Genomic DNA, 23,699 nt, shown 5'->3' with positions numbered 1-23,699 from the left:
GCCGGTCATCCTAGCTGAATATTTAATAATTGTTTCTTCATATCTTCCAGTTTGGTCCGGATACTGCTGTCCACCACCCGGTCACCCACCCGGATCACCATTCCGCCGATCAGCGTCGGATCCACATGGTAATACACATCAAAGGTCTGATAGGAAGTCGTAGCCAGCAGCTTATTTTTCACTGCCTGCTTCTGGGCCTCCGTCAGCTCCACTGCGGTATCCACATATGCGGTTCCCATCTTTTCAGATTCTCTGACCAGTTCGGTAAAATAAGCAAAGATTGCCTTTAATGAGCCGTAACGTTCCTTGGTCACCACGATCTTCAGAAACTCTGTCAGATCATCACTGACTCTGCCACGGAAGACCTGTTCCACCATGGAGAGTTTTTCCTGTTTGGGGATTCCGGGATGTTTCATCAGCTTGTCAAAATCCGGATTGTCTTCCAATATTTTCTCAAGCTGTGCGGTCTCATTCATCAGCTGGATCGCATTTCCATGGTCGACTGCCGCTTCGAAAAGGGCTTCTCCATAGACTTTGGAAACTAATTTTGCCATGTATCCTCACCCATTTCCTTCAGCGTCTCTTCGATCAGGCTGTTCTGTCTGGTGGTGTCTATGGAAGCGCCTACCAGCTTACCTGCCATGACAGATGCCACGGATACGATCTCCTGTTTGATCTCATCGGACATTTTCTGCTTTTCCAGTCTGGCTTCTTCCTGTGCTCTCGCCAGGATTCTGGCTGCCTCTTCCTTGGCCTGAGTGACGATACGCTCCTCGTTCTGAAGAGCCCGTCTTCTGGCATCACTTAAGATGTCCTCCGCCTCTTTGTCGATGTCCTTCAGCTTCGCCTCATACTGTGCCTTCAGTTCTGCGGCCTTTTCCTGATTGTCCTTTGCCTCTTCCAGTTCTCCCCTGATCTTCTCTTTACGATCATTTAAGAACTTTCTGGCCGGATTGAACAGAAAATAGCTGAGTGCCAGGAACAATACGAAGATGGCAATGATCATCAGGCAGGAGTCTGCCAGCAGCTGCCAGTCCAGGTCAAACAGTCTTGACATGGTCTCGCCTTCTGTTAATAGTATCATTTTCATCCGCATTCCTTTCGTTTAATCAGGGAAGTAAGGGCTTTACGAACAGCAGCAGCATAGCAATCAACAGACCGTACAGACCGGTGGTCTCGGCAACTGCCTGTCCCAATAACATGGTAGAAGTGATCTCGGACTTTGCTCCGGGATTACGTCCTACTGCTGCAGCAGCGTGTCCTGCTGCGATACCCTGGCCTACACCGGGTCCGATACCGGCAATAACTGCCAGACCAGCACCGATTGCAGAACAGCCTAAGATAAAGTTTTCATTAAAATCCATAGTAAATCCTCCTATTATTGAGATTCTTATCAGAATCTTTCTAGCATAGTTTCAGATAGCCATACCTGAACAGTACAGCTTTAAGCGTCTCCTCTTGCATTGGCAATGTAAGTCATGGTCAGCATACAGAATACGTATGTCTGGATGGCTCCGGAGAACAGGTCAAAGTATACATGCAGTGCTGCGGGCCACGCTGTAGCGATCACACCCAGCAGTCCGTAGATCAGTGCCATCATTACCGTTCCGGACAATACGTTTGCAAACAGACGTAATGAAAGGGAAATCGGTACTGCGATCTCACTGATCAGGTTAATGGGCAGCCAGATCGGCAGCCAGGGGGGCAGCGGGGAACACATGCCTTCCCAGATTTCCTTCGGCTTCTGGTACTTGAACTGATTGTAATGGATCAGCAGGAAGGTCAGAACACCGAGAGGCAATGTCACGCCGTAGTCCGCTGTGGGGGGACGCAGGCCTAACAGACCGGAAATATTGCTCACCAGAATGAAGATGAAGATCGTTCCGATGTAGTTGTAGAACTTCGGTGCGGCCTTGCCCATGGGAGCATCCACCATGGCATCCAGCTTCTCCACGATCAGCTCCACCACATTCTGAAAACCTTCCGGCACTTCTCTGGCTTTGGCCATCTGGCGGTTGGCAGCAATGGCAAAACCAATGATAAGCAACATGACGATCAGCACACACACATGTGTGGTCGTTATCCATACCTCATGGCCGAAAAAGGAATACTTAAACACGCCATGTATCATAAAGTCGATATTGTCGGCACCGGATAACAGAATTCCATGTTCCATTGTTTCACCTCCTTATTGTTTATTCTGTTGTTCCTCTGTCACTTCTCCATCCTTCGGGGCTTCCGCTTCTTCCGCAGTCTGCGGAGCAGTTTTGTCTTCCGCAGTCTCCTCCGGCATCGCCTGGGGTATCGGATCCGTCTCGTGGAACAGTTTATTGCATAATTTATGGGTAAGCGGCTGTAGAAATGCCGTTACTTTCATACATATAACATAGGTGAAAAAGAAAATCAGAGGATTCATCACTCCGGTCTTCATCATCACCAACAGGAAAAAAATCAACATGACATATCGTAAGACATAGGCACGGATGATCATTTTCGTAGCAGTCTTCTCGGGCTGGTCCAATGCCCGGTCCAGGGAACGGTACATATGATATGTGGAGACCAGCGCCAGCAGAACGCCAAACCACAGACTTTTGGCATACATTGCTTCATCCTTTGCAATAAATGCTCCTATGATCTGCGCTGACACTCCCAGGAACAAGATCCCCAGATCCATCTCCAGAACCGTTCTATTTATCTTTTTTAGTGTGTTTATCATCGCCGTCTTCATAAATTGTCCTGGCCATCCGGTATACATTCTGCCCTCCGGCCACAGCTCCCATACAGAAAAGCAGGATCATCCAGAAGTCCGTTCCGAAATGTTTATCCAGCCAGATGCCGGCTGCGGACATCAGGCAGATCGGTACCAACATATTGATACCAAATTGCATGATCAGTGTGATCGCCCGAAACACCTGTCTGTCGTAGGGTTTCTTTTTTCTTGACACTGTGTCCTCCTGTGTTGATTTCTGCTCTCAGCATTTATTTTTGTACATTTTTGAAAATATTTTCCCACTGCAGGGCAAACCTATAGTCATTATAACGAAATCTTAACATGATGTCCAGTAAAATCCCCCTGTCTAAATGGTAAAAAATCTATAAAATCCTGTGAAAAAAAGATTGACTTGAAATCTCTCCGGAAGTACTATTTGAGTAACTATTCAGTGACTTTACACCCTTATAGAAAGAAGGATGACGCGAATGAAGACTACAGACATCAAAAGACAGCTGCGGATCCGTATTGCCACCCCTGAGGATGCTGCAAGGCTGGTTGCCATTTATGCCCCTTATGTGGAAAATACCTCTATTACCTTTGAGTACATCGTTCCTTCCGCAGAAGAATTTGCGGACCGGATCCGTCACACTCTTACCCGTTATCCTTACCTGGTGGCTGAACTGGACGGGGAGCCGGCAGGATATGCTTACGCATCCGCTTTTAAAGGCCGCGCTGCTTATGACTGGTCTGTGGAGACTTCCATCTATGTCAGCCGGGATCTTCGAAGCAGCGGTGTCGGCAGTCTGTTATACGAAAAGCTGGAGGAATACCTGACCGCACAGCACGTCTGCAATGTCTGTGCCTGCATCACCTACCCCAATCCTCCCAGCATCGCCTTCCACGAAAAGCATGGTTATAAAACCGTGGCACATTTTCACGCTTCCGGTTACAAGCAGGATGCATGGCATGATATGATCTGGATGGAGAAGACGCTGTGTCCTCACACGATCCCTCCCATGCCTTTTATCCCGTTTCCGGAACTGTGGCCGTTGTAAAGCACACCGCACAAAGGAGAAATTCTATGAGCAACGAACTTCAGATCTACCGTAAACGGCTGATCCCGGAAGAATGCATTTTATTAAAGGATGATATTATCGTCGAGCAGAACGAAGACTACATTCTGACCAAATGGAAGACCTTGAATCCCAAGACCACGTTTTCCCACGGCTGTTCCTGCTATTATCTCAAGGAAGGCTTCAAGATCAGCAAGTTCTACCGCCATGACGGTTCTCTGCTGTACTGGTACTGCGATATTGTGGAATATACTTCCCGACCGGAAGATAATTCCCTGATCGTCACGGATCTGTTGGCTGACATTATCCTCTATCCCGATGGAAGGATGCATGTCGTGGATCTGGACGAGCTGGCCGAGGCTCTGGAAAAGGGGCTGATCACCCAGGCTCAGATGAGTGCCTGCCTGCGCCAGCTGAACAACCTGATCACCATTATCTACCGGGACAAGTTCGACAGGCTGCAGAATCCGTTGGATAGGAGCGGGCTGTAGCTGCAGTGCTTACTTTTTGCTCCCTGGTCAGAACTATTCAGAGTAACACATTCGCATAATAAATGAGAGCATAGGCTCTTACGGACACAAGTGTCCGACGAGCTTCTGCTCTCACTTACTTTACTCTGAATAGTTCAGCAGGTTTCCGATGCAGTGTCCCAGAATCGTCAACAGTGTAATATCTTCATCCGACCACTTACGGTTGCGGTTGAACACATCATAGTTCACGATCACATTCGGCACTCCCTCTTTGCGGGAAAGACATTGCAGGGAAGCACCGATCTCCTGCTTCTGCATCACGGCAAAGGCCGCCGGATCCTGGAATCTGAGTTTCAATGTGTTGGATTCTATAAAATTATCATCATCCCCGAATAGCGCAAGATACTTCTCATCTTCAAAAAGTCCTCTTCCATCCGGTACTTCTACCATGTAATTACCATTCCGGCATACCAGCTGCGCTCCCGACTCTGAATAAATCGTGATTCCATCCAGATCGAAGAGACTGCGGATCTGCTGCAGACGTTCTTCCTTTTTTACAATGGAGTTCACACCGGATACACACAGTTCGGTGATCATCTTCGTGATGACTTCCCGCTTTTTCTCCTTAGATACCACATAGGCCATAGCCATGTTCTGCATATCGTCGCTTTCCAGTTTGCCGTGAAGTCTCTCTTCATAGATGATATGGCGGTTCTTGCCTTTTTCCTTGGCCAGATAGAGTGCCTTATCCGCCTTGCGCATCAGTTCCTCGTATTCGCTTCCATCTATCGGATACTCCGATACGCCGATAGAAGCTGTCACATGGGTCTTCGGATCAAATGCCAGAGCAAATTCCTTCGCAATGGTCTTCAAAAGTGTCTTCAGCTGTTCTCTGGTCTCCACTTTCTCCAACAGGATCACATACTCGTCTCCGCCGAATCGTCCGATCACGCCCCGCTGTCCCACCAGCACCTGCATGATCTCCGCCACTCTCCGGATGACCTGGTCACCAAAAATATGTCCGTAGGTATCATTGATATGTTTGAAATCATCAATATCAATGATCACCAGCCATCTGGTACTATGATCCTTGCGGTTCAGCTGTTCGATGGTGTACTCTGTCCATGCCCGCTTGTTCAGCAGACCGGTTCCGGCATCTCTGGCTGCCGGAGTCAGATAATAGGCTTCCTTCTCCCGGTTTCTGTCCGGGGTTATGATGCCCGCTACCATATCACGCTTCTTCGGGATCCGTGCGCCTTTGACCTTCCATATTCCCTTGTCCTCCTGCCCGCTGACGAATTCCATCTCGAAGAAATCGTCCTCGTTACGCAGATGTGCGCAAAAGGTCCGCAGCTGATCTTCCAGTCTGGAAATATCACTGCCCTCATGTGCCTGTTCCACATCCCGGATCAGCGCATTCATAGGCCCTTCAAACTGGTTCATGGCCCGCTCGTTGACATATTTATAGACCGTAATACTGTCCTGTTCGATCAGATATTCAAAAAAGTAAACATCTTCCAATGTCATAAAATGACGGTACTTCAGAATGCTCTGCTCCAGTCGTAAATTCCGGTTCTCCAGATCATGAATATCTGAAACGGTGATCTGATACAACGGAATCCCGTTCTCCGTCTGTTCACTCTGTTCCAGACGCAGATACACATTCCTTACACTGTCCTTCAGATTGTGAAGCACCGTGATCAGTTCCAGCGGTTGGAACGTATCCGCCTCCACTGCTTTTTTCAACAGCTCCCCGTCTTCCGGCAGAAGCAGTTCACTCACCGGCCGGAAAGAATTCTCCCCTACGAATTCATAGAAAAATTCCGACGCCTTGGCTGCTACCAGATCCTGCCTTACGAAGATCTTCCAGTCCATGATTCTATTTGCATAACCCTTTTGTTCTACGCTGTTGAGTCTCATAGATTTTCGCTTTCGTTTAATAAAATACGTGTCCGCCGATATTGATACCTGTCAGTCCTTCCACCGGTGTGCGGAAATATACACAGTTTCCTACATTGGTCACACCGGACATAGCCTCGTCTGCCGCCTGGTAGCAACGGCTGGTGGCTTTATTGGTGGCCAATGCCAGTTCCAGACGTCCGCTGGCCACCGGTGAGAACTGTTTGTTCTGATAGATCACTCCTACCACTGTGTTGGGATAAACAGAACTTCTGACACGGTTGATAACCACACTGGCTACCGCCAGCTGACCGTCATAGGGTTCTCCGCCCGCTTCACAATAGATCAGATTTGCCAGCAGATAACGGTCTCCCTCTTCAAAGGAGATATCCGAAATGTCCCGCCAGGTTGCGTTTGCCGCCTTCTGGGACATGGCGATCTCTTCTGCCAGTTTTTTCCGGAGTGTTTCCAGATTTTCTTCTTTTTGTTTGATCTCCTGTTCATATGCCAGGGCTCTCTGCTCTGCTTCCGAAATATCCCCGGCATATTTTGCAATGCTGTTAGATGTCTGGCTGATCAGACCGGACACCTTGCTTTTCTCGGCTTCCGCTGCCACCTTCAGACTATCCAGCTCCGTTTTCTCTGCCTGCAGTCTCGCCTCTTCCTCTTCGATCAGCTTGCGGTTCTCTTCGAATTCCTGCAGTTTCTTCTGGTCATAGGCTGCGATCCGTTCAAAAAAGTCCGCAGCGTTCAGCAGTTTATCGAAGCTCTGGGCATTCAGCAAAGCGTTGATGTAACTGGTCTCATTCCGCTCGTACATATCCCGTACCCGGATCACCATACACTCATACTGCCATGCTTCCGTAGCTTTCGCCTCTTCCAGACTGGCCTGGGTATCCGCGATCTCCTGCTCCTTGTCTGCGATCTGCTGTTCCAGATCTGACAGATTATTACTGACTTCCGTCAGCTGACCGTTCAGATTATTCAGTTGTCCCTTGAGGGAATTCTGTTCTCCCTTCAGGTTCTCCAGATTATCATTTTCCTCATTCAGCTGATTCTGCAGGTTGTTTTTCTCTTCCTGCTCTTTCTGAATCTGCTGCCAGGTACTGCTGGTAGCTTCCACTTTGATATCTTCTGAAGAAAAGGCTCCTGCAAGGATCACTGCTGTAAGCAGCACAGCTGTCTTCTGTAGGCGCTTCAACCGTTTTACTCCTTTTATCTGTTGCTTCAGACCTCGATGCGTATCATGCGGCCCGTCTTACGGTACTGCACGTAATTCACTCCGGCCGCTTCAAACATCCGCTTGGCTGCCCGGTTGGACGGAGTTCCCGCATACTTATCGCTGTCATATACCACCGTGCGGATCCCCGCCTGGATAATGGCTTTCGCACATTCATTGCAGGGGAAAAGAGAGACATACAGCTTCGTCCCCTCCAGGGAACCGCCACGATAATTCAAAATAGCATTCAGTTCACTATGTGTTACAAAGGGATACTTTGTCAGATTCCTGTCATTGTCGTTCTCCCTCTCCCAGGGGAACTCATCGTCGGAACAACCCTTGGGGAAGCCGTTGTATCCCATGGACAGGATCTTGTTGTCCGGGCTGACAATGCAGGCTCCCACCTGGGTATTCGGGTCCTTGGACCGCATTCCAGACAGGTGGGCCACCCCCATAAAATATTCATCCCAGCTGATATAATCGCTGCGTTTGGCACTCATGGGTGTCTCCTTTATTTGGTACCGAAAATACGGTCTCCTGCATCTCCCAGTCCGGGAACAATGTATCCATGATCATTCAGCTTCTGATCCAGTGCTCCGATATAGATATCCACATCCGGATGTGCTTCCTGCATAGCTTTTACACCTTCGGGTGCAGCGATGATGCACAGCAGACGGATGCTCTTGCAGCCCTTGTCCTTTAACAGCTGGATGGCTGCGATGGAAGAACCGCCGGTAGCCAGCATGGGATCTACCACGAATACCTCACGCTCTGCACAGTCTGCAGGCAGCTTGCAGTAATATTCTACAGGCTTTAAGGTCTCAGGATTGCGATACAGGCCGATATGTCCTACTTTTGCAGCAGGGATCAGGGATAACATACCGTCTACCATACCCAGACCTGCACGCAGGATAGGTACCAGTGCCAGCTTTTTACCCTTTAACTGCTTCACGGTGGTCTTGCAGATAGGGGTCTCGATCTCTACTTCTTCCAGAGGCAGATCCTTGGTTGCTTCATAACCGATCAGCATTGCGATCTCGCTGATGTTCTGTCTGAAGTCCTTGGTACCGGTCTCCTTTCTGCGGATGATTCCGATCTTCTGCTCGATTAAGGGGTGATCCATAACTACTACTTTTGACATATTGTTGTCCTCCTGTGTTTTGTATTTGTTATAATGGTATTTCGTTGTTCGTGTCTGTGTAATGCATTAAACCTCTTCGATCAGGCTGATTCTGCGGCTGTGTCTCTCTTCTCCGGAAAAAGGTGTATTCAGGAAAGTCTCCACGATCTCCAGCGCCAGGTTCTCACCGACAATGCCTGCACCCATTGCCAGCATGTTGGCATCGTTGTGCAGTCTGGTCATCTTCGCCGACAGAGGATCGGAGCAGAGTGCGCAGCGGATCCCCTTTACCTTGTTGGCAGAAATGCTGATACCGATACCGGTGGTGCAGATCACGATACCCTTCTCGCAGGTACCGTCTGCCACAGCCCTTGCCGCTGCATGTCCGAACACAGGGTAATCGCAGCTTGCCTTGCTGTCACATCCCATATCCTGATATGGAATGTTCTTCTCCTCTAAATATTTCTTTACTCTTTCTTTCAGATCATATCCGCCATGATCACTTGCGATTGCTATCATTTTCCTTCTCCTCGTATTTTCTGTTTAAAGTTTTACTACTTTATGGCCCGCTGCTTTCAACAGCCGGTTCATAATGGCCTGTCCGAAGCCTTCCGTGGAAAATCCCTCGGAATAGATCTTTGTCACACCTTCATCATCGAATTCTCTCAGAATAGTGTACAGATGTCTGGCGATACTGTCCTCATCCTTACGGCTGCCGACACTTTTCACCACATCTGCTATATAACCGGACAGCATTTCTTCGGTTCCGATGATTCCGGTCTTCTCTCCTGCGGTATGGTCTGCTGCCGCAGCCCGGTTAATATACTCCCTTACCTGCCCCGGGGTTCCCTCTACGATGGTGAGTTCTCCCCTGGGTGCATAATGTCTGTACTTCATTCCGGGGGCCTTGGGTGCCTGTCCGCTGTCTGCCCGCAGGATCGTGGTGTCCGTATCCACTGTTCCCAGCACTGTGCTCAGTTTCTCCTGGGTAATGTATCCGGGCCGCAGGATCTGTGGCGGTGTCACCGTCAGGTCAATAATGGTGGATTCCAGGCCAATCCCCACCTCACCGCCATCAATGATGGCATCGATCCGCCCCATCATATCTTCTTCGACATATTTTGCCACTGTGGGACTGGGCTTGCCGGAAGTATTGGCACTGGGCGCCGCAATATATCCCCCGCTGTATTTGATCAGCTTCTGTGCCGCCGGATGCGAGGGCATACGGATCGCTACCGTATCCAGACCACCTGTGGTCTCATAAGGCACCGCGTCTGATTTCGGCAGGATCATGGTCAGGGGACCCGGCCAGAAAGCATCCGCGATCTTCCGTGCCTCTTCCGGTACCTCCTTTGTAATCTTGTAAATGTCCTCAAACCGATAAATATGAACGATCAGTGGGTTGTCGGACGGTCTGCCCTTTGCCGCATATATTTTCTGGGAAGACGAAGGATTCAGTGCATCTCCCCCCAGCCCGTACACGGTCTCGGTAGGGAAAGCCACCAGTCCTCCCTGCTGCAGGATTGCTCCCGCCGCCCGGAGTTTCTCCTCATCTTCTTCGCTGACGGGGCCCTCTCCGGGACGAATCTTTATGATCTCAGTCTCCATGTTTTTACCTTCTGTGTTCTAAATTGCATTTGGATATAGTATATCATATCCCCAGTCAAATGGAAAGATTATTCCTCTCCGGTCTGCCGGGATGTTGTGTGTACAGAATAAACGGTCCATCCGACCAGCAGCGGAATCACCGCCACGGTCGGCAGTTCATAGCGGATTGCATTGGACATGGGGGATGCCAGGCACACCAACACGTTTATAAAGCCGGGAACCAGCAGTATCAACGCACTGTATCTTTTCTTTTTCCACAGGAAAAATGCCAGCACTACCAGAATCCAGGTATACAATCCCGGAGTACACAGATACTTGATCAGCGGCAGCCGCATACTGAGGAACCAGATCTGCAGCAGAAACTCCGATGTCTGAATGGGGAATGTATGATGAATTCCCTGTTCCTGCGCATATTCCGGATACTCCAGCTGGATCCAGGCCTCTATGTTCTGTTCCACCGGTGCCAGATAGCCATAGCCCTTGTTGACAAATGCCGCCACATAGCATCCCGGATGCTTGAAAAACATCTGCACCCATATTTTCATGTAGGGCCCCAGGTCTCCGCCTCGATATAATATTTTAATGGGATCCGAAATCCGGGGTTCATAATTTTTCATAGCATCAAAGTTCAGGGTATCATTGATCACCTGTCTCTCATATTCCGTAACCTCATCTTCGTATTCGCAGACATATCTCGCCGTCTGCTGGAACGGTACGCTCAGCCCCTCGGAAGCTGCCGGTTTTCCCACATCGATCAACGCTCTGTATCCCACCACCGTGATCAGTTCATAGATCACCACAGTTGCCAGCAATACCAGGAATGCCTTCCTGCGTTCTTTGCCTTTCAGATAAATTGCCAGCAAAAGCAGTGCCGGAACAATCGCATAGATCCCGTTATTTCTAAGCAGGCAGGATAATACACTGAATACAATCAGTCCCGCCGCATCTTTCCCGCCACATTCCTTCTTTTTCAGTACCGACATCAGATATACTGCCTGTAACACCGTCATTTCCGCATACAGCAGATCTTTCTCAAACCATTGGGCATAGGTTCCCCAAAAAGGTGTCAGGGCGAAAAACAGGATTCCCACGGCACACCATTTCCAGGAAATTCCCAGCTCCTGCAGTTTTTTCATGCTGAGGGAAAAAGCATAGGCCCCTACCAGTGTCTGCATCAGGCAATACAGGAAAAAGCCGAAATTGGCATCTGCAATGGTTCTTCCCAGCACAAAACAGATTCCGATGATTGCGGAGGAAAATGGCGGATGTGCCGCTCCCCAGTCCTGTTCACCCAGAAACTGTTTCAGTTGCACCAGACCGTCCCCACTGGTAGTTCCAGGATAATTTAGCAGGATCCAGAACAGCCAGCTGAAGGCTATTACAAAAAAGCCCACCATCTGTAGGTGCTTTTTGCCCTGCTCTGCGGGTAATTCCACATGCTCCAGCCCAAAATATGCCAGACGCAATACCAGATACAATAACACTGCAAACCCCAAAACACAGAACGTGGATAATAGTATCTGAAAAGAATTGCCCCACAGGAAAATGGCAGAATCATATTTCTTAAAGCTGATACATACTATAAGAAGGAATGACAGAATAACAGAAAGTACCAACGTTGCCACATCTGTCTTCGCCTCTCTTTTCTTCACTTCCTTAAGCATTACAAATACTGCCGCAGCCGTTAACAGATCTGTATAATCCAGCACCGTAAATGCTCCGCACAGTTTATTCAGCCCATTGACAAGATTCGAATCCACGTATCCTCCCAGGCAGACTTCAAATGTACATTGCAATGCCAGTGTCACGATCACGGTCAACAGAACATTTCTTATTTTTTGATATCGTCTCATTTTCTCTCCCGTAACTTTATAAAATTCTGTCATAACATACAAATCCTATATTATCATAATAACACTGTGTATACAACTCGTGCCTTTATTTTGTATTTCCCGTTTCAATCCCTCTGTATCCCGTTAATGTATTGTAAAATTCCTTTGTGGATCGACCATGCCACTCTGTCCTGATAGGCCTCGTCACACAGTTTTCCCGCCTCTGCCGCATTGGACAGGAAGCCGCATTCCACAATGACGATGGTTCCTTTGGTTTTTTTCAAAAGATAATAGCTGTCGTTGGGCTTGATCTGCCGGTGGTTCTCCGGATCCAGATCCTGGACCAGCTGTGTCTGGATCAGCCCTGCCAGTTGTTCCCCTCCGCTGCTGCCATTATAATAGAAGACCTGCGCTCCGTGCACATACTCTTCCGGATAGCTGTTCTGATGGATGCTCACCGTGAGAACCGGATCCGTCTGCTCAATCTTTTCGATCCGGCGTTTCATATCCTGCACTTTCTTATTGGGAGCAGATGCATCATACAATCCATCCTCCGTCTCTCTGGTCAGCACCACCCGGATTCCGTCTGCCTCCAGATACTGTCTCAGTTTCTCTGTGATCCGGAGATTGATATCCTTCTCCGGTGCTCCGTTGATACCAATCTTCCCCGGGTCATCCCCGCCATGGCCGGCATCGATCACTACCGTCTGTATTCCGTCCGTGTCCGCATTATTCCCCTGCAAGGCATTCACGGCATTTACCGTTTCCACATATGCCGCCGTTTCCCTGCCAAGTATCGCCATAGACATAAGCAACAGGCATACCATCACCGCCCTTAACACTTTCTGTTCCATCCCTGTTCTCCGGTGTCTCTTTTATTCTATATGATTTTATATGCCTTTTTCTCTGGAAATATCTTCCGAAAATTAAGAAATCCTTTTGTTTTAAACTATTGCATCCCCTTACTACTTCAGCGTATAATACCATTATGAAAATAAGCAAAAAAACTCTTTCTATCATTTTATTTGTTCTGGCGGGAATTTGTGTTCTTGCTGCAGTGATCCTGTTGGTAAAAGGGCGGATCGAAGACCGGCGTATGGAGGAAGCGCTGGATGAATTGCGCCCGACGCAGTCCGTGGAGACCACGCAGGCACCTTCCACAGTCGAAGGTGAGCCGACCGTTACCGCCTCCCCGGAACCGTCCACAGAAAAGACCCCGGCTTCCACCGAGGAGTTCGAACGAGTGGCCAACCCTTATTCCGACAGTTTTCTTGCCAACAAGGATATGGCGGCCTGGCTGCAGATTCCGGGCACCAATATCGATTATCCGGTAATGTGGACTCCGGAAGATGAGACCTATTATCTCTACCGTGCTTTTGACGGCAGCGAAAATAAAAACGGCTGTCTGCTCCTTGACGATGAAAGCTGTGTAGATCCTCTGACCACGAATCTTATCATTCACGGTCACAATATGAAATCCGGTGCCATGTTCGGCAATCTGACCGATTACGAGAATCAGGATTTCTATAAGGAACACAAAAACATTATCCTCTATACCGAAGAGTGTCAGCGCAATTACGAGATCATTGCCGTCTTTCGCTCCCAGGTCTACCGGAAAACAGATCAGGTATTTAAGTTCTACAAATTTTTCCAGGCGGATACGCAGGAAGAATTTGATGACTTTTATAACAATATCAAGCAGTTATCCCAGTATGACACCGGTGTCACCGCAGAGTTCGGAGATCATTTTCTGACACTGTCCACCTGCGTATACCATGTAGAGCAGGGCCGGTTCGTAGTCGTTGCCAAAGAAGTAGAACCCGGTGATTACTACCTTCCCATACAGGAATAACTCACAGACAATCAGGAGGTTTTCTTATGAAGAGACTTAAAAAATTTGTCACACTGTTCACGCTGGCTGCCGTATGCTTTGCTATTCCCGGTCTGGGAAAGATCACTGTAAAGGCTGCGGAGCCCACCACCTATGTTCTGAACTATTCCGACAGCAGTTCCGAGTGGAGATACAAGGAAGCATCCAGCTGGTCCGCAGAAGTTCAGGACCGCGAGTTGTATTATCTGCAGCAGAATATCAAAGACGGTGACTATATTGTCATCGACAACGATGTGGAGAACAATGCCCTGGCTCTCAAGGTTTCTGTCCGTCTGGGCAACCTAACCTTCAAGAATACTGTTGGTGTTCCCGTAGTCTATGCCAACGGCTATGACAGTGTCTATTTCCTGAGCGGTACCTCCGGTGCTGTCAACGGTGATGTATCTCATGCCTATGTATATGGCGATGCCAAGGCAAATTTCAACAGCAATGTAGACACTCTGGAAATGATCGGCCTGACAGATGATAAATCCAATAATCTGCATGCCACCATCAACGGTGTCGGTACCGTCAATCATCTGATTGCCAAAGACAACCGTGACCAGAGCGTTTTCTATGAGGCCTACAGTTTCGCCGCAGGTAAGCTGGCCATTGAAGACGGATCCCTGAAGACCGAAGCAAAGTATTACAGCACCACCGCTCCCGCTGCTGCCGCAGAAGCAGCTCCTGCAGCTACCGAGCAGCCCACACAGACCACAGCTCCTGCACAGGCCACACAGAACAGTACTTCTTCCGAATATGACAACGTTCCAAAGACCGGTGAAAATTCTGCAATGTTCTGGCTTCTGGGTGCCGCAGTTGTATGCATGGCCGGAGGCTATACCATCCGCAGAAAGAACGTACAGGAAGCGGAATAAAGTTTTCGGCAGCAATAAAGCCCAGTCCCTTGCGGGACCGGGCTTTTACTATGTTATTCTGTTCCTACTGCAGATAGGCATTGATCAGTTCCCAGGCTGCCTGTGTTCCGTAACCCAGTCTCCATACCGCCACACCACCAATATTCTTGGTAGCCATCATGTTCAGCTTCACTGCGATGGATTCCGCATCTTCCAGCCAGATCTGATAGGTGGCATTTCCGGAGGTCCATTCTGCATAATTCTGACAGGTCTCCTCATCCCACTCTGCCGTCACACCGGCTCTGTTCATGAAGTCTGCCTCGTTGTTCATGGTAATATATTCATCCGTCACATCCGTGCCTTCGGTCTTCCACAGGATCGTGTAGAACGGAAGGGCATTGACTACCTTGTTTGCAGGCACCTCCTGCAATGTTCTGTCCAGACCGCCGGATACATAGCTGATGCTTGCCACACTTCCGGGATCCTTGCTTCCGTGCCAGTGTTCGTCATATCCCATGATAATGACATAGTCTGCAACCTGTCCCTGGATATCCAGACGGTAATAATCATTGAAATTGAACGGTACATAGTTGGCAATGGACAATACCAGTCCCCTGTTGCGGCACTGAATGGAAAGTTCTCGTATAAATTCCACATAATGCGGCCCGCAGTCACTGCTCAGCTGCTCGAAGTCCACATTGATGCCGTCCAGTCCCAGGCTGACTGCTGCATCTGTCACGTTCCGCACAAAGTTCTGCCGGCTGGTGGTGGAGGACAGCATATTCAGAGTACTGATGGCCGTTCCGGTCTCATTGGCGTAATTAAAATTATCCACCACGCCCCATACCTGTAAGCCCATATTGTGGGCCGTGGTTACATAATTCGCTGTTCCGAAGTTCCGGATACTTCCGTTCTCATCCGTCAGACTGAACCAGGTCGGTGCAATGACATTCATACCCTTCGTACCGGACACCATGGAGTACAGAGTGTCATTACCGCCTGCACCGCCGATAGAATGCCAGCCCAGGCAGATCTTGCTGTCAGAAGTCAGGGCAGTATATTCCGGCTCCTGATAATCCGTCACCGGAGTCTCGGTCTCTTCCGTAATATCTCCCAGACGCTTGTTCTCCACATATCCGATCACGGAATCCGCTGTCTTCACCTTGCTCCAGGTCTCCATCTGCTCCAGAATCTCCAGGGTATCTCCCTTCGCTGCCTGCGTGAGGATCGGGCTCTTCACACCGCCCCGCAGACGCACCGCCGTATCCTTTTTCAGCTGTGCCACCTGTCTGGTCCCCCATTCGGTGTAGACCTGCACATGTCTGTCATAACAATCATAGGAATAATTTGTGAACAGCTTCACATAATCCGCCGCCACATATACGGTATCCCCTTCCACGAAACTGATCACATATCCGGCATCCTGTGTGCCTTCTGTTGTCGTATAGGAAGTCTCGCCGAAAGTCGTACGGATCACTTCTGTCGGATTGGCGTACAACAACAGTTTTTCCGTCATATCCGCATAAAACACTTCGTTCATATATTTATGGACAGTTGCCAGATCAAAATAGCATACGTCATCTCTGATCAGTGCCTGTTCTTCTACCATTTCGTCCTGTAAAATAATGGCACTTCTGTCACTCTCTGACACCTGATAAAATTCGTTCCAGTCTGCCTCTTCTTTGCTGTAGGAATATTTATCCAACAGCACCTTTCCCAGTGCTCCGCCCGCGATCACAAGGATCAGCAGGATTGCTATGATCACCGGTAGTATTCTTTTCTTCATATGTGCTCCCATCCGCAGGCTGCCGCCTGCACCATTCTTGCCTTTTCTTCCGTTCCGTCTTCTATCGGCAGAACAGTTTTATTCTATCACAATTCCTCTATATAATACAAGGAACAATAGAGACAGATCCTGCACTGCGGGATACAGCCAGAGAGGCAATCCCGTTTTGCATCCCCGCAGCGCATTCTCTGTTTCAAAGTATTACCCGGGCAAGAGCTGACACCCTTTAACGCAGATCCACCTTATCCAGCCGGACCTGGCTGATTTTGCCCTGTTCTCCCAATATATAGTCTGCCATATACTGGCTTTCTTCTCTGACGGCATACGCTGCCGCCTGCGACGGTGAAACCTTTTCTCCGTCGACATACAATTCTGTGCCGTTTTTCTGAAGCTTTCGAAAATATTTTTCCACCTTTCTCCTGGGAAACTTCTTCCCGGGAGTCACAGCTTCCCGGTCCTCCACAGACACCTCCCGTCCGCAGCATATTTTACCAAAAGGATTCGTGAAACACTTTAAAATAACGCTGCTTTTTCCGCTGGTACATATAAGCGTAACTATTCAGAACACTATTCGCAATATAAATCATGTCAAATGTTCTTACGAATGCAAGCATTCGACGTACATATTGACACGATTTGCGTGGCTCTGAATAGTTACTTATAAATGCCTCTGACAGTACTTGTAGTAATTTGTGTGAAAATGTTGGAATTATGTTCGTGAAAAATATCTGTTGAAATATTATGACCAGACACGTATATGCCTGTAAGACATCTCCATACTATATTTTACAGATCAGCATAACCTATCCTTCCCAAATACATTAACAGCCATCTGCATCATAAAATAAAAAAGGGGATGAACTGGAACGAATCGTTCCCTGGTAAATCAACAAGAAAAAATGGAAAACTGTCGACCTCCTCTCCGTACCGGAGTATCAGAGGCATCTATAGGTCGGATTATACACTGCAGCCTGCTATTTGACAAGATGTTTTATTAAATTTTTTTAAACTGTGAATAGCTTCTATTGACTAAAATATAGGGAAAGTATAAGCTATATACCATACCAATGCGAAAGCAGAAAGGAAGTGTTGTCGCATGAAAATAGAAAAAGTAAATGAAAATCAGATTCGCTGCACCCTGACCCGTGAGGATCTCGCCAGCCGCGAATTAAAAATAAGTGAACTTGCCTACGGCACAGAAAAAGCTAAATCTCTGTTCCGTGATATGATGCAGCAGGCCAATTTTGAATTTGGCTTCGAAGCAGAGGATATTCCCCTGATGATTGAAGCCATCCCTCTGAATGCGGATTGTATCGTACTGATCATTACCAAAGTGGAAGATCCGGAAGAACTGGACACCCGTTTTTCCCGTTTTGCGCCTTCTGTTACGGAAGACAGTGATGAGGACAGTGATGCGAACACGGCAGACGAGGTTCTGGATCTGTTCCGCCGTATCCAGAGCGAAGACAATACCGCAAGCGTTCCTGAAGCTCCTTCCGCGTCCGCTCCCGAGGAGAGTGACAGTGTACGCTCCCGCCTGTTCCGTATGGAATCTCTGAAACAGGTGATCAACGCGGCAGTAATAGCCGGAAGCCATTATCACGGGCTCAGCACTCTGTATCACGAGGAGGGCACCGACGGGTATTATCTGATCCTGACGCAGGGCGAAGAAGATCGTGAGGTCTTCGACCGTGTCTGCAATGTCATCTCTGAATACGGTATTCCCAAGCGTTCCACACCGGCAAGCCTTACTTTTCTTGAGGAACATTGTTCCACACTGATCGCCGAACATGCTTTACAGCGTCTTTCTAATACTTCAATGTAACAACAGATCATAACATTCAGGAGAGTTCCCACTCTGTGGGGACTTTCTTATTTTTATGGTTGTTTTATACCTGTCTCTCCCAGCGAGAGTCTGTAGAAAAGAAGCTGGGAAACGCGTAACTTGAAAATATAGTTTTATTCGCATATAATAAAATTTAATACATGAATTGCTCCGTTGCAATGTAGCTTACGCAATTCCATACACATTCGGAATTACAAAGGGTCAAAACGCCGGTTACAGTGGAAAGGATGTACACAATATGATTTCCGACGAAGAATTATACCGACAATATTTAAGCGGCGATGAAACAGGGCTGGAAGAATTGATAAGAAAATACGACAATCCACTGACCTTATACATCAACGGCTATCTGCATGACATTCACGAGGCGGAGGACCTGATGATAGAAGTATTTTCCTACCTGTTCGCCAAAAGGCCCCATATCCGGGATGGCGGATTCAGGGCTTACCTGTATAAAGCTGCGCGCCATTTAGCTTTGCGCCATAAAAGCATCCGGCGACATCACTTCTGTCTTGATGATCTGACCAAAGAGCCGGAAGGTGGGAAACTGGTGGATGAGGTGATCCGGACAAAAGAACGAAATCAGATCCTGCATTTATGCATGGGTGAACTGCATCCGGATTACAGAGAAGCTCTTTATCTGACCTATTTTGAGGGTATGAGTTACCGGCAGGTCGCTGAAGTTATGGGAAAAAGCGTGAAGCAGATCACTAATATAATGTACCGGGGAAAAGAGCGTCTGCGGGGATTATTGGAACGGGAGGGAATAACAAATGCGGAGTCATGAGGAACGGATCGCAGAAGTCCGACGAAGGATTGCGGAAAAAGAGCGACAAAAAAGGCGGAAACAGCGGCGGATCGTTGCTATTTCCTGCATAGCGGCATGCCTTGCTGTGATCTTCGGGGCTTCCTTTGTCATGTCCGGGATTTCCGGGCAAATGGTGCCGGGGATCTCCTCCGGATATGAAACGGCGGCAACGATCCTCGGCGGAGGTGCTGCACCCGAATATATCATAATAGGGCTGCTTTCATTTCTTCTCGGCGTATGCGTGACGATCCTGTGTTTTCGTGTCCATCTGTTGGACAAAGAAGAGCAGGCAGAGCAGAGGGGGGACCGCGCCAATGGAATTGATCATTAATCTTTTGCAATTTTCTGTTACTTTGCTGGGCTTCTGTCTGAGCGGCATTCGTTATCTGAGACATCGGACACTGTCATATTTTCTGCTGATTTGCTTTTATGGCTGTTTCGCACTGGGCTCCCTGTACTGGACATTGTATCTGTTATTGTTTTCCGAAACACCACGGATCTTTTATGTATCGGAATTCGGCTGGGTCTCCAGCGTTATTTTTCTCTATCTCCTACAATATACTCTCTCCTCCCCGGAGGAAAGAAGCTTTTCCTGTCGGAAATCCCTGCTGGCTCCACTGATCGGAGTTCCGTTGTGCGCATTTTACTGTACCTTTGGTGACATTCTCTCCAACCTGCTCTGGTGCGGCATGATGATCCTTGTCTCCTATCGTTCCATCCACGGTCTTGTCTACGCAGAGACACAGACGGGAAAAAGACGGAACCTGCGGTATTTTCACATCGGAATCCTCTGCTATGTTGCGGTAGAATACGCTCTGTGGACCTCCGGCTGCTTCTGGCCGGACGACTCTATCTTCAGTCCCTATTGCTGGTGTGATCTTCTGCTGACGTTCTGCCTTTTCGGGCTGCTGCCTGCCACAGGAAAGGCGGTGCGGACATGACCTATATTGAAAATGTATTTATCTGTATGGCCTCACCCCTGTTGATCGCCGCCCTGTGCATGGGTAGGCGGCAGGCCAAATTCTTTCTGTGCTGTCTTGCAGGAATGGGGGCATGCCTGCTCTCCGCTTACATCAATACCTTCTTTGCCGCTCTTTACGCAGCAGATACGATTGCCGCCACCGCAGAGATCGCACCTGTGGTAGAAGAAGTGATGAAACTCCTGCCGTTACTCTTTTATCTTCTTGTATTTGAGCCTGAACCGGTGCCGATAAAAAATGCTGCCATCATCGTTGCACTTTCCTTTGCCACCTTTGAAAATGTCTGCTATCTGATTCAAAACGGAGCCGGACATTTTTCCTTTATCTTTTTCCGGGGCATTGGAACGGGTGCCATGCACGTGATCTGTGGTGCCATCGTCGGCGGTGGACTGGCATATGTATGGCAGCGCACCTGGCTGAAGATCGCCGGAACCTGCGGTCTGCTCGGGGCAGCCATCACTTTTCATGCAATTTATAATCTTCTGATCGCCTATGGCGGTGCGATACAGTATATCGCATACATTCTGCCTGTGCTGATCCTGACGGTGGGAAAACTGATTGTCCGCCTGCCCCAGAGTCACAACTGAATCCTGTCTTTTGCGGAGCTGCTGTCGGCAGCTCCTGTTTTTTTCAAAAAATTTGATTTTCAGGTGAGAGTTTTTTCGCTTTTTTGTACCTAATTAGATGAAGGGCATATGTATTTTATGACTTTACTTTCCGAAGGGAGGTTTTCAACGATATGTATGATACAGAAAAGCGGGTCGAACTGGTGAAAAAGCGGGTGCATGAAAAATATCGCCGGAAGGAGCGCTGCGGGATCTGCCGGCTGTCTGCCCTGTGCGCAGCATTGTCTGCGTTCCTTGTGGGAACGGTGCACACAGCAGCCGGTCAGACGCAGATCACCGCCCGGGGAATGTACGGTTCTATCCTGCTACATGAAGACGCCGGCGGTTATGTGCTGGTGGGGGTAATTTCTTTCGCTACGGCGGTCATGATCACTGTGCTGTGTATCAGACTCCGGGAAAGAGAACACCGCGGACAAGGCACGGGAAAAGGAAACGCATCACAACAATGGGAGGAAAAAAATTCATGAAAAAGCAAAAAATTCGGTTCTATGCGGCGCTGCTTTGCAGTTCCATGGTATTTTCTCTGGTCTCCACGCCGGTATCGGCAGCAGAAACCGGACAGCTGACGAATCCCCCGACATCAACAGAGGAGCTGAGTTCCCCAGAAAGTATATCGGGAAATGAAGCGGCATCTGCCCTGAACGGGCTGTCTGTGCTGGCCGCAAACGGTGAGGCAGAGGTGACGACAGCGTCGGAATTGACTGGGGCACTGGCAGATAGCAGTATTTCCAGAATCACACTAAAGGGGGATATCGATATCGGCTCTACACTGACGGTCAACCGTACTGTGACACTGGATTTGAACGGTTGTGTACTGAAGATGACCGGCAGCGACAGCGTAATCAAGGTGGAGGCGGACGGCGATCTGACGATTCAGGACAGGAACACAACCACACAACACAAATTTAACCCGCACTGCAAATATCTGACCTGGTACATTGACATGTGGGAACTGGACAACGGTGGCTCGGAAATTGTCTCCGGTGGAGTTATTACAGGCGGTGGCGGTGATCAAAGTAACGGCGGCGGTGTGCTTGTTGCCGGCGGTACACTGGTCATGGCCGGTGGCAGCATCGTCGGATGTTCGGCAATGAGTCGAGGCGGCGGTGTTTGCAACAATGGAACCTTTATTATGTCAGACGGTATGATTAAAGGCTGCACCAGCCCCGACGGTCAGTATGCTTCAGGTGGCGGGGTGCGGAACAGTAATCAGTTCACTATGACAGGAGGCATGATCGGTGATCCGGATAATGAGAATGACGCAAGCCATGTATACAATACTTCCAGCCAGGAGACTACTCTTACTATAAGCGGCAATGCAAAAATCTACACAGATATAACAAACGTTGGCATCCTGAATGCTGACGGCGGCGAAATAGCCGGCACAATGACGAACGATACCAACAGGTACGGCAATCGAGTAGGAGGCGGTGACTAACCGCCGTCCTCTCACACCACCGTGCGTACCGTTCGGTACACGGCGGTTTCAATAGTTGACGTGCACAGACTGATAGGCTGTGGCTAAATCGTAAAAGCCACTGTTTATCAGTCTTTCTTTATTCAGCGCCCAAATCACAGCTTTGTTATTACTGATATACCAATACTTTCTGCGACTGTTTGCTATTGTTGCCGCATAGTGTTCTGGAATTCCCAGCTTGACTAGATTCTTATATTTCGTTCTCGGTTTCTTCCACTGTTTCCATATACACATACGTATTCTGTGATAGAGCCATCCATTGATGTCATCTATGTTGTTCTTCATACTTGCAATTCCGTAGTAGTTAAGCCATCCCCTCGCATACACCTTGATTTTCTCAAGGCTTAGCTTGATTGACTGCCATCGTTTACGGGAAGATAACTCTTTCAGTCTAGACTTGAACTTCTTCCATGACTTCAGATGAACTCTGACATAAATGCCTTTTCCGTTCCTTCCCAATGCAAAGCCAAGGAATTTAAAATTTCGGATTGCAAACACGCTGACAGTACGGCTCTTTTCTCGGTTGACTGTAAGTTTCAGCCTCTCCTCAAGATATTTTGTACTGCTTTCCAAGAGTCTCTCTGATGCCCGCCTGCTCTTTGCAAGAAGCACGATGTCATCTGCATATCTTATGCATGGAACACCTCTTTTCAGGAATTCCTGGTCGAACTCATTGAGGTAGACATTTGCCAGCAATGGTGATAGGTTTCCACCTTGTGGTGAGCCTTCCTCTGTGTCAATGACCACTCCGTTTTCCATTACACCGCTCTTCAAATAGCGCTTTATCAACTGTACTACACGTTCATCTTTTACATTCTTCCGGAGAAGATTGATGAGAATTTCGTGATTAAGAGTATCGAAGTACTTTGACAAGTCAAGGACTACAGCAAATGTATAGCCTTGTTCTGCATACTCCTTAACCTTAAGTATTGCATCTTTTGCACTTCTGTTCGGACGATAGCCATAGCTACCATCTGCAAACAGCGGTTCATAGATTGGCACTAACTGTTGGGTTATTGCCTGTTGAAGTGTACGGTCTACCACTGTTGGTATGCCAAGCTTTCGCACACCACCATCTGGTTTGGGAATCGTGGCTCGTCTTACTGGAGATGGAGTATACTTTCCACGATAAATGCGGTCGGTTATCTCTTGTTGATGTTCCTTTAGATATGGAAGAGCCTCCTCAATGGTCATGCCATCAATTCCCGGTGCTCCCTTGTTTGCCTTAACTCTCTTATACGCTCTGTTAAAGTTGTCTTTATACAGTATCGCTTCCAAAAGTCTCGGCTGTGCACTGTCTCTTTCTTTCCATATCCGATTGAATGACCTGGACGCTTTCACATACCCTTCATGTTCCGCATTATCTCTTTGCGAACAGCCATTGTTTTCAATGTTTTCTGCCATAGACGGTCATTCCTCCTTTCTCGGTCATACTCAAGACTCCTACTGATTCGGTCCTTCACCTCGAACGGAACTTGTTCCGTTTGGCTACTATGACCTCTGCTGACTTCTGTG

28 protein-coding genes are annotated in these 23,699 nt (G+C 48.4%); 11 read left to right on the top strand and 17 right to left on the bottom strand.

The window, feature by feature from the left end:
- Window positions 1–5: 5 nt before the first annotated feature.
- From atpH to DW835_RS02355, 6 genes are all read right to left on the bottom strand, one after another.
- Window positions 6–554: an ATP synthase F1 subunit delta gene (gene atpH, locus DW835_RS02380; protein ID WP_022312607.1), complete on the bottom strand. Its 549-nt coding sequence runs from the start codon at window positions 552–554 to the stop codon at window positions 6–8.
- Window positions 542–1,084 (bottom strand): F0F1 ATP synthase subunit B, encoded by a 543-nt coding sequence (atpF, locus tag DW835_RS02375; RefSeq protein ID WP_227062102.1) that lies wholly within the window; start codon window positions 1,082–1,084, stop codon window positions 542–544. The genes atpH and atpF overlap by 13 nt, the downstream gene beginning before the upstream one ends.
- A gap of 25 nt (window positions 1,085–1,109) precedes the next feature.
- The gene (atpE, locus tag DW835_RS02370) at window positions 1,110–1,364 is read right to left on the bottom strand and encodes an ATP synthase F0 subunit C (protein ID WP_022154830.1); all 255 of its coding nucleotides are present in this window, start codon (window positions 1,362–1,364) and stop codon (window positions 1,110–1,112) included.
- Between the two features lie 80 nt (window positions 1,365–1,444).
- Complete coding sequence (gene atpB / locus DW835_RS02365) at window positions 1,445–2,176, bottom strand: F0F1 ATP synthase subunit A (protein WP_118503654.1); 732 nt, start codon at window positions 2,174–2,176, stop codon at window positions 1,445–1,447.
- Window positions 2,177–2,188: 12 nt separating this feature from the next.
- A complete protein-coding gene (locus tag DW835_RS02360) occupies window positions 2,189–2,716 on the bottom strand; it encodes an ATP synthase subunit I (RefSeq protein WP_182427052.1) in 528 nt (175 codons plus the stop codon).
- A complete protein-coding gene (locus tag DW835_RS02355; protein WP_022312611.1) occupies window positions 2,688–2,945 on the bottom strand; it encodes an AtpZ/AtpI family protein in 258 nt (85 codons plus the stop codon). The genes DW835_RS02360 and DW835_RS02355 overlap by 29 nt, the downstream gene beginning before the upstream one ends.
- Before the next feature lie 253 nt (window positions 2,946–3,198).
- Between DW835_RS02355 and DW835_RS02350 the strand changes: the two genes are divergently transcribed.
- Both DW835_RS02350 and DW835_RS02345 read left to right on the top strand, forming a co-directional pair.
- The gene (locus DW835_RS02350) at window positions 3,199–3,768 is read left to right on the top strand and encodes a GNAT family N-acetyltransferase (RefSeq protein WP_118669393.1); all 570 of its coding nucleotides are present in this window, start codon (window positions 3,199–3,201) and stop codon (window positions 3,766–3,768) included.
- Between the two features lie 26 nt (window positions 3,769–3,794).
- Window positions 3,795–4,277 carry a DUF402 domain-containing protein gene (locus tag DW835_RS02345; protein WP_022312613.1) on the top strand — a complete coding sequence of 161 codons (483 nt, stop codon included), beginning with the start codon at window positions 3,795–3,797 and terminating at the stop codon, window positions 4,275–4,277.
- A 120-nt stretch (window positions 4,278–4,397) separates the two neighbouring features.
- Here DW835_RS02345 and DW835_RS02340 read toward each other — a convergent pair whose 3' ends face one another.
- The 8 genes from DW835_RS02340 to DW835_RS02305 form a co-directional block, all read right to left on the bottom strand.
- Window positions 4,398–6,176, bottom strand: coding sequence for a GGDEF domain-containing protein (locus DW835_RS02340; RefSeq protein WP_118669394.1), 1,779 nt, complete (start codon window positions 6,174–6,176; stop codon window positions 4,398–4,400).
- A gap of 16 nt (window positions 6,177–6,192) precedes the next feature.
- On the bottom strand, window positions 6,193–7,356 hold the full coding sequence (locus DW835_RS02335) for a cell wall hydrolase (protein ID WP_118669395.1): 1,164 nt from the start codon (window positions 7,354–7,356) through the stop codon (window positions 6,193–6,195).
- Between the two features lie 26 nt (window positions 7,357–7,382).
- Complete coding sequence (locus DW835_RS02330) at window positions 7,383–7,874, bottom strand: dCMP deaminase family protein (protein ID WP_118669396.1); 492 nt, start codon at window positions 7,872–7,874, stop codon at window positions 7,383–7,385.
- An 11-nt stretch (window positions 7,875–7,885) separates the two neighbouring features.
- Complete coding sequence (gene upp, locus DW835_RS02325; protein ID WP_118538457.1) at window positions 7,886–8,515, bottom strand: uracil phosphoribosyltransferase; 630 nt, start codon at window positions 8,513–8,515, stop codon at window positions 7,886–7,888.
- A gap of 66 nt (window positions 8,516–8,581) precedes the next feature.
- Window positions 8,582–9,013 (bottom strand): ribose 5-phosphate isomerase B, encoded by a 432-nt coding sequence (gene rpiB / locus DW835_RS02320; protein ID WP_022312618.1) that lies wholly within the window; start codon window positions 9,011–9,013, stop codon window positions 8,582–8,584.
- Window positions 9,014–9,037: 24 nt separating this feature from the next.
- On the bottom strand, window positions 9,038–10,102 hold the full coding sequence (locus DW835_RS02315) for an L-threonylcarbamoyladenylate synthase (protein WP_118538459.1): 1,065 nt from the start codon (window positions 10,100–10,102) through the stop codon (window positions 9,038–9,040).
- Window positions 10,103–10,170: 68 nt separating this feature from the next.
- Window positions 10,171–11,955, bottom strand: a complete 1,785-nt coding sequence (locus DW835_RS02310; protein ID WP_147353695.1) for a DUF6020 family protein — start codon at window positions 11,953–11,955, stop codon at window positions 10,171–10,173.
- Window positions 11,956–12,059: 104 nt separating this feature from the next.
- A complete protein-coding gene (locus DW835_RS02305; RefSeq protein WP_118669398.1) occupies window positions 12,060–12,788 on the bottom strand; it encodes an N-acetylmuramoyl-L-alanine amidase in 729 nt (242 codons plus the stop codon).
- A gap of 134 nt (window positions 12,789–12,922) precedes the next feature.
- Between DW835_RS02305 and DW835_RS02300 the strand changes: the two genes are divergently transcribed.
- Complete coding sequence (locus tag DW835_RS02300; RefSeq protein ID WP_118669399.1) at window positions 12,923–13,786, top strand: class B sortase; 864 nt, start codon at window positions 12,923–12,925, stop codon at window positions 13,784–13,786.
- 26 nt (window positions 13,787–13,812) lie between these two features.
- A complete protein-coding gene (locus tag DW835_RS02295) occupies window positions 13,813–14,682 on the top strand; it encodes a hypothetical protein (RefSeq protein ID WP_118538465.1) in 870 nt (289 codons plus the stop codon).
- 64 nt (window positions 14,683–14,746) lie between these two features.
- Here DW835_RS02295 and DW835_RS02290 read toward each other — a convergent pair whose 3' ends face one another.
- A complete protein-coding gene (locus DW835_RS02290) occupies window positions 14,747–16,447 on the bottom strand; it encodes a glycosyl hydrolase family 18 protein (RefSeq protein WP_022312624.1) in 1,701 nt (566 codons plus the stop codon).
- A gap of 226 nt (window positions 16,448–16,673) precedes the next feature.
- Entirely contained in the window at window positions 16,674–16,910 is a 237-nt protein-coding gene (locus tag DW835_RS02285) for a hypothetical protein (protein WP_118503673.1), read from the bottom strand.
- A gap of 633 nt (window positions 16,911–17,543) precedes the next feature.
- On the opposite strand from DW835_RS02285, the gene DW835_RS02280 reads away from it, so the two are divergent.
- From DW835_RS02280 to DW835_RS02250, 7 genes are all read left to right on the top strand, one after another.
- Window positions 17,544–18,272 (top strand): adaptor protein MecA, encoded by a 729-nt coding sequence (locus tag DW835_RS02280; protein WP_118503675.1) that lies wholly within the window; start codon window positions 17,544–17,546, stop codon window positions 18,270–18,272.
- Window positions 18,273–18,531: 259 nt separating this feature from the next.
- A complete protein-coding gene (locus DW835_RS02275) occupies window positions 18,532–19,080 on the top strand; it encodes a sigma-70 family RNA polymerase sigma factor (RefSeq protein WP_118538469.1) in 549 nt (182 codons plus the stop codon).
- Complete coding sequence (locus DW835_RS02270; RefSeq protein WP_118503708.1) at window positions 19,067–19,432, top strand: DUF4179 domain-containing protein; 366 nt, start codon at window positions 19,067–19,069, stop codon at window positions 19,430–19,432. The genes DW835_RS02275 and DW835_RS02270 overlap by 14 nt, the downstream gene beginning before the upstream one ends.
- Complete coding sequence (locus DW835_RS02265) at window positions 19,416–20,042, top strand: histidine kinase (protein WP_118730615.1); 627 nt, start codon at window positions 19,416–19,418, stop codon at window positions 20,040–20,042. The genes DW835_RS02270 and DW835_RS02265 overlap by 17 nt, the downstream gene beginning before the upstream one ends.
- Complete coding sequence (locus DW835_RS02260) at window positions 20,039–20,668, top strand: PrsW family glutamic-type intramembrane protease (RefSeq protein ID WP_118669401.1); 630 nt, start codon at window positions 20,039–20,041, stop codon at window positions 20,666–20,668. The genes DW835_RS02265 and DW835_RS02260 overlap by 4 nt, the downstream gene beginning before the upstream one ends.
- Window positions 20,669–20,820: 152 nt before the next feature.
- Window positions 20,821–21,174, top strand: coding sequence for a hypothetical protein (locus tag DW835_RS02255; RefSeq protein WP_118669402.1), 354 nt, complete (start codon window positions 20,821–20,823; stop codon window positions 21,172–21,174).
- Window positions 21,171–22,145 carry a pectate lyase-like adhesive domain-containing protein gene (locus DW835_RS02250; protein ID WP_147353694.1) on the top strand — a complete coding sequence of 325 codons (975 nt, stop codon included), beginning with the start codon at window positions 21,171–21,173 and terminating at the stop codon, window positions 22,143–22,145. Before DW835_RS02255 ends, DW835_RS02250 begins: the two co-directional genes overlap by 4 nt.
- Window positions 22,146–22,193: 48 nt before the next feature.
- Here DW835_RS02250 and ltrA read toward each other — a convergent pair whose 3' ends face one another.
- Window positions 22,194–23,588 (bottom strand): group II intron reverse transcriptase/maturase, encoded by a 1,395-nt coding sequence (ltrA, locus tag DW835_RS02245; protein ID WP_117466460.1) that lies wholly within the window; start codon window positions 23,586–23,588, stop codon window positions 22,194–22,196.
- Window positions 23,589–23,699: the final 111 nt, after the last annotated feature.

This window comes from Clostridium sp. AM34-9AC, assembly GCF_003480225.1.
Lineage (GTDB): Bacteria > Bacillota > Clostridia > Lachnospirales > Lachnospiraceae > Acetatifactor > Acetatifactor acetigignens.
This window is presented reverse-complemented; position numbering and strand designations above follow the sequence as displayed.

Bases quoted from the DNA above. Each gene is read 5' to 3' on its own strand.
- atpH (WP_022312607.1), bottom strand. From the start codon at position 554: ATGGCAAAATTAGTTTCCAAAGTCTATGGAGAAGCCCTTTTCGAAGCG.
- atpF (WP_227062102.1), bottom strand. From the start codon at position 1,084: ATGATACTATTAACAGAAGGCGAGACCATGTCAAGACTGTTTGACCTG.
- atpE (WP_022154830.1), bottom strand. From the start codon at position 1,364: ATGGATTTTAATGAAAACTTTATCTTAGGCTGTTCTGCAATCGGTGCT.
- atpB (WP_118503654.1), bottom strand. From the start codon at position 2,176: ATGGAACATGGAATTCTGTTATCCGGTGCCGACAATATCGACTTTATG.
- DW835_RS02360 (WP_182427052.1), bottom strand. From the start codon at position 2,716: ATGATAAACACACTAAAAAAGATAAATAGAACGGTTCTGGAGATGGAT.
- DW835_RS02350 (WP_118669393.1), top strand. From the start codon at position 3,199: ATGAAGACTACAGACATCAAAAGACAGCTGCGGATCCGTATTGCCACC.
- DW835_RS02345 (WP_022312613.1), top strand. From the start codon at position 3,795: ATGAGCAACGAACTTCAGATCTACCGTAAACGGCTGATCCCGGAAGAA.
- DW835_RS02340 (WP_118669394.1), bottom strand. From the start codon at position 6,176: ATGAGACTCAACAGCGTAGAACAAAAGGGTTATGCAAATAGAATCATG.
- DW835_RS02330 (WP_118669396.1), bottom strand. From the start codon at position 7,874: ATGAGTGCCAAACGCAGCGATTATATCAGCTGGGATGAATATTTTATG.
- upp (WP_118538457.1), bottom strand. From the start codon at position 8,515: ATGTCAAAAGTAGTAGTTATGGATCACCCCTTAATCGAGCAGAAGATC.
- rpiB (WP_022312618.1), bottom strand. From the start codon at position 9,013: ATGATAGCAATCGCAAGTGATCATGGCGGATATGATCTGAAAGAAAGA.
- DW835_RS02315 (WP_118538459.1), bottom strand. From the start codon at position 10,102: ATGGAGACTGAGATCATAAAGATTCGTCCCGGAGAGGGCCCCGTCAGC.
- DW835_RS02310 (WP_147353695.1), bottom strand. From the start codon at position 11,955: ATGAGACGATATCAAAAAATAAGAAATGTTCTGTTGACCGTGATCGTG.
- DW835_RS02305 (WP_118669398.1), bottom strand. From the start codon at position 12,788: ATGGAACAGAAAGTGTTAAGGGCGGTGATGGTATGCCTGTTGCTTATG.
- DW835_RS02300 (WP_118669399.1), top strand. From the start codon at position 12,923: ATGAAAATAAGCAAAAAAACTCTTTCTATCATTTTATTTGTTCTGGCG.
- DW835_RS02295 (WP_118538465.1), top strand. From the start codon at position 13,813: ATGAAGAGACTTAAAAAATTTGTCACACTGTTCACGCTGGCTGCCGTA.
- DW835_RS02290 (WP_022312624.1), bottom strand. From the start codon at position 16,447: ATGAAGAAAAGAATACTACCGGTGATCATAGCAATCCTGCTGATCCTT.
- DW835_RS02280 (WP_118503675.1), top strand. From the start codon at position 17,544: ATGAAAATAGAAAAAGTAAATGAAAATCAGATTCGCTGCACCCTGACC.
- DW835_RS02275 (WP_118538469.1), top strand. From the start codon at position 18,532: ATGATTTCCGACGAAGAATTATACCGACAATATTTAAGCGGCGATGAA.
- DW835_RS02270 (WP_118503708.1), top strand. From the start codon at position 19,067: ATGCGGAGTCATGAGGAACGGATCGCAGAAGTCCGACGAAGGATTGCG.
- DW835_RS02265 (WP_118730615.1), top strand. From the start codon at position 19,416: ATGGAATTGATCATTAATCTTTTGCAATTTTCTGTTACTTTGCTGGGC.
- DW835_RS02260 (WP_118669401.1), top strand. From the start codon at position 20,039: ATGACCTATATTGAAAATGTATTTATCTGTATGGCCTCACCCCTGTTG.
- DW835_RS02255 (WP_118669402.1), top strand. From the start codon at position 20,821: ATGTATGATACAGAAAAGCGGGTCGAACTGGTGAAAAAGCGGGTGCAT.
- DW835_RS02250 (WP_147353694.1), top strand. From the start codon at position 21,171: ATGAAAAAGCAAAAAATTCGGTTCTATGCGGCGCTGCTTTGCAGTTCC.
- ltrA (WP_117466460.1), bottom strand. From the start codon at position 23,588: ATGGCAGAAAACATTGAAAACAATGGCTGTTCGCAAAGAGATAATGCG.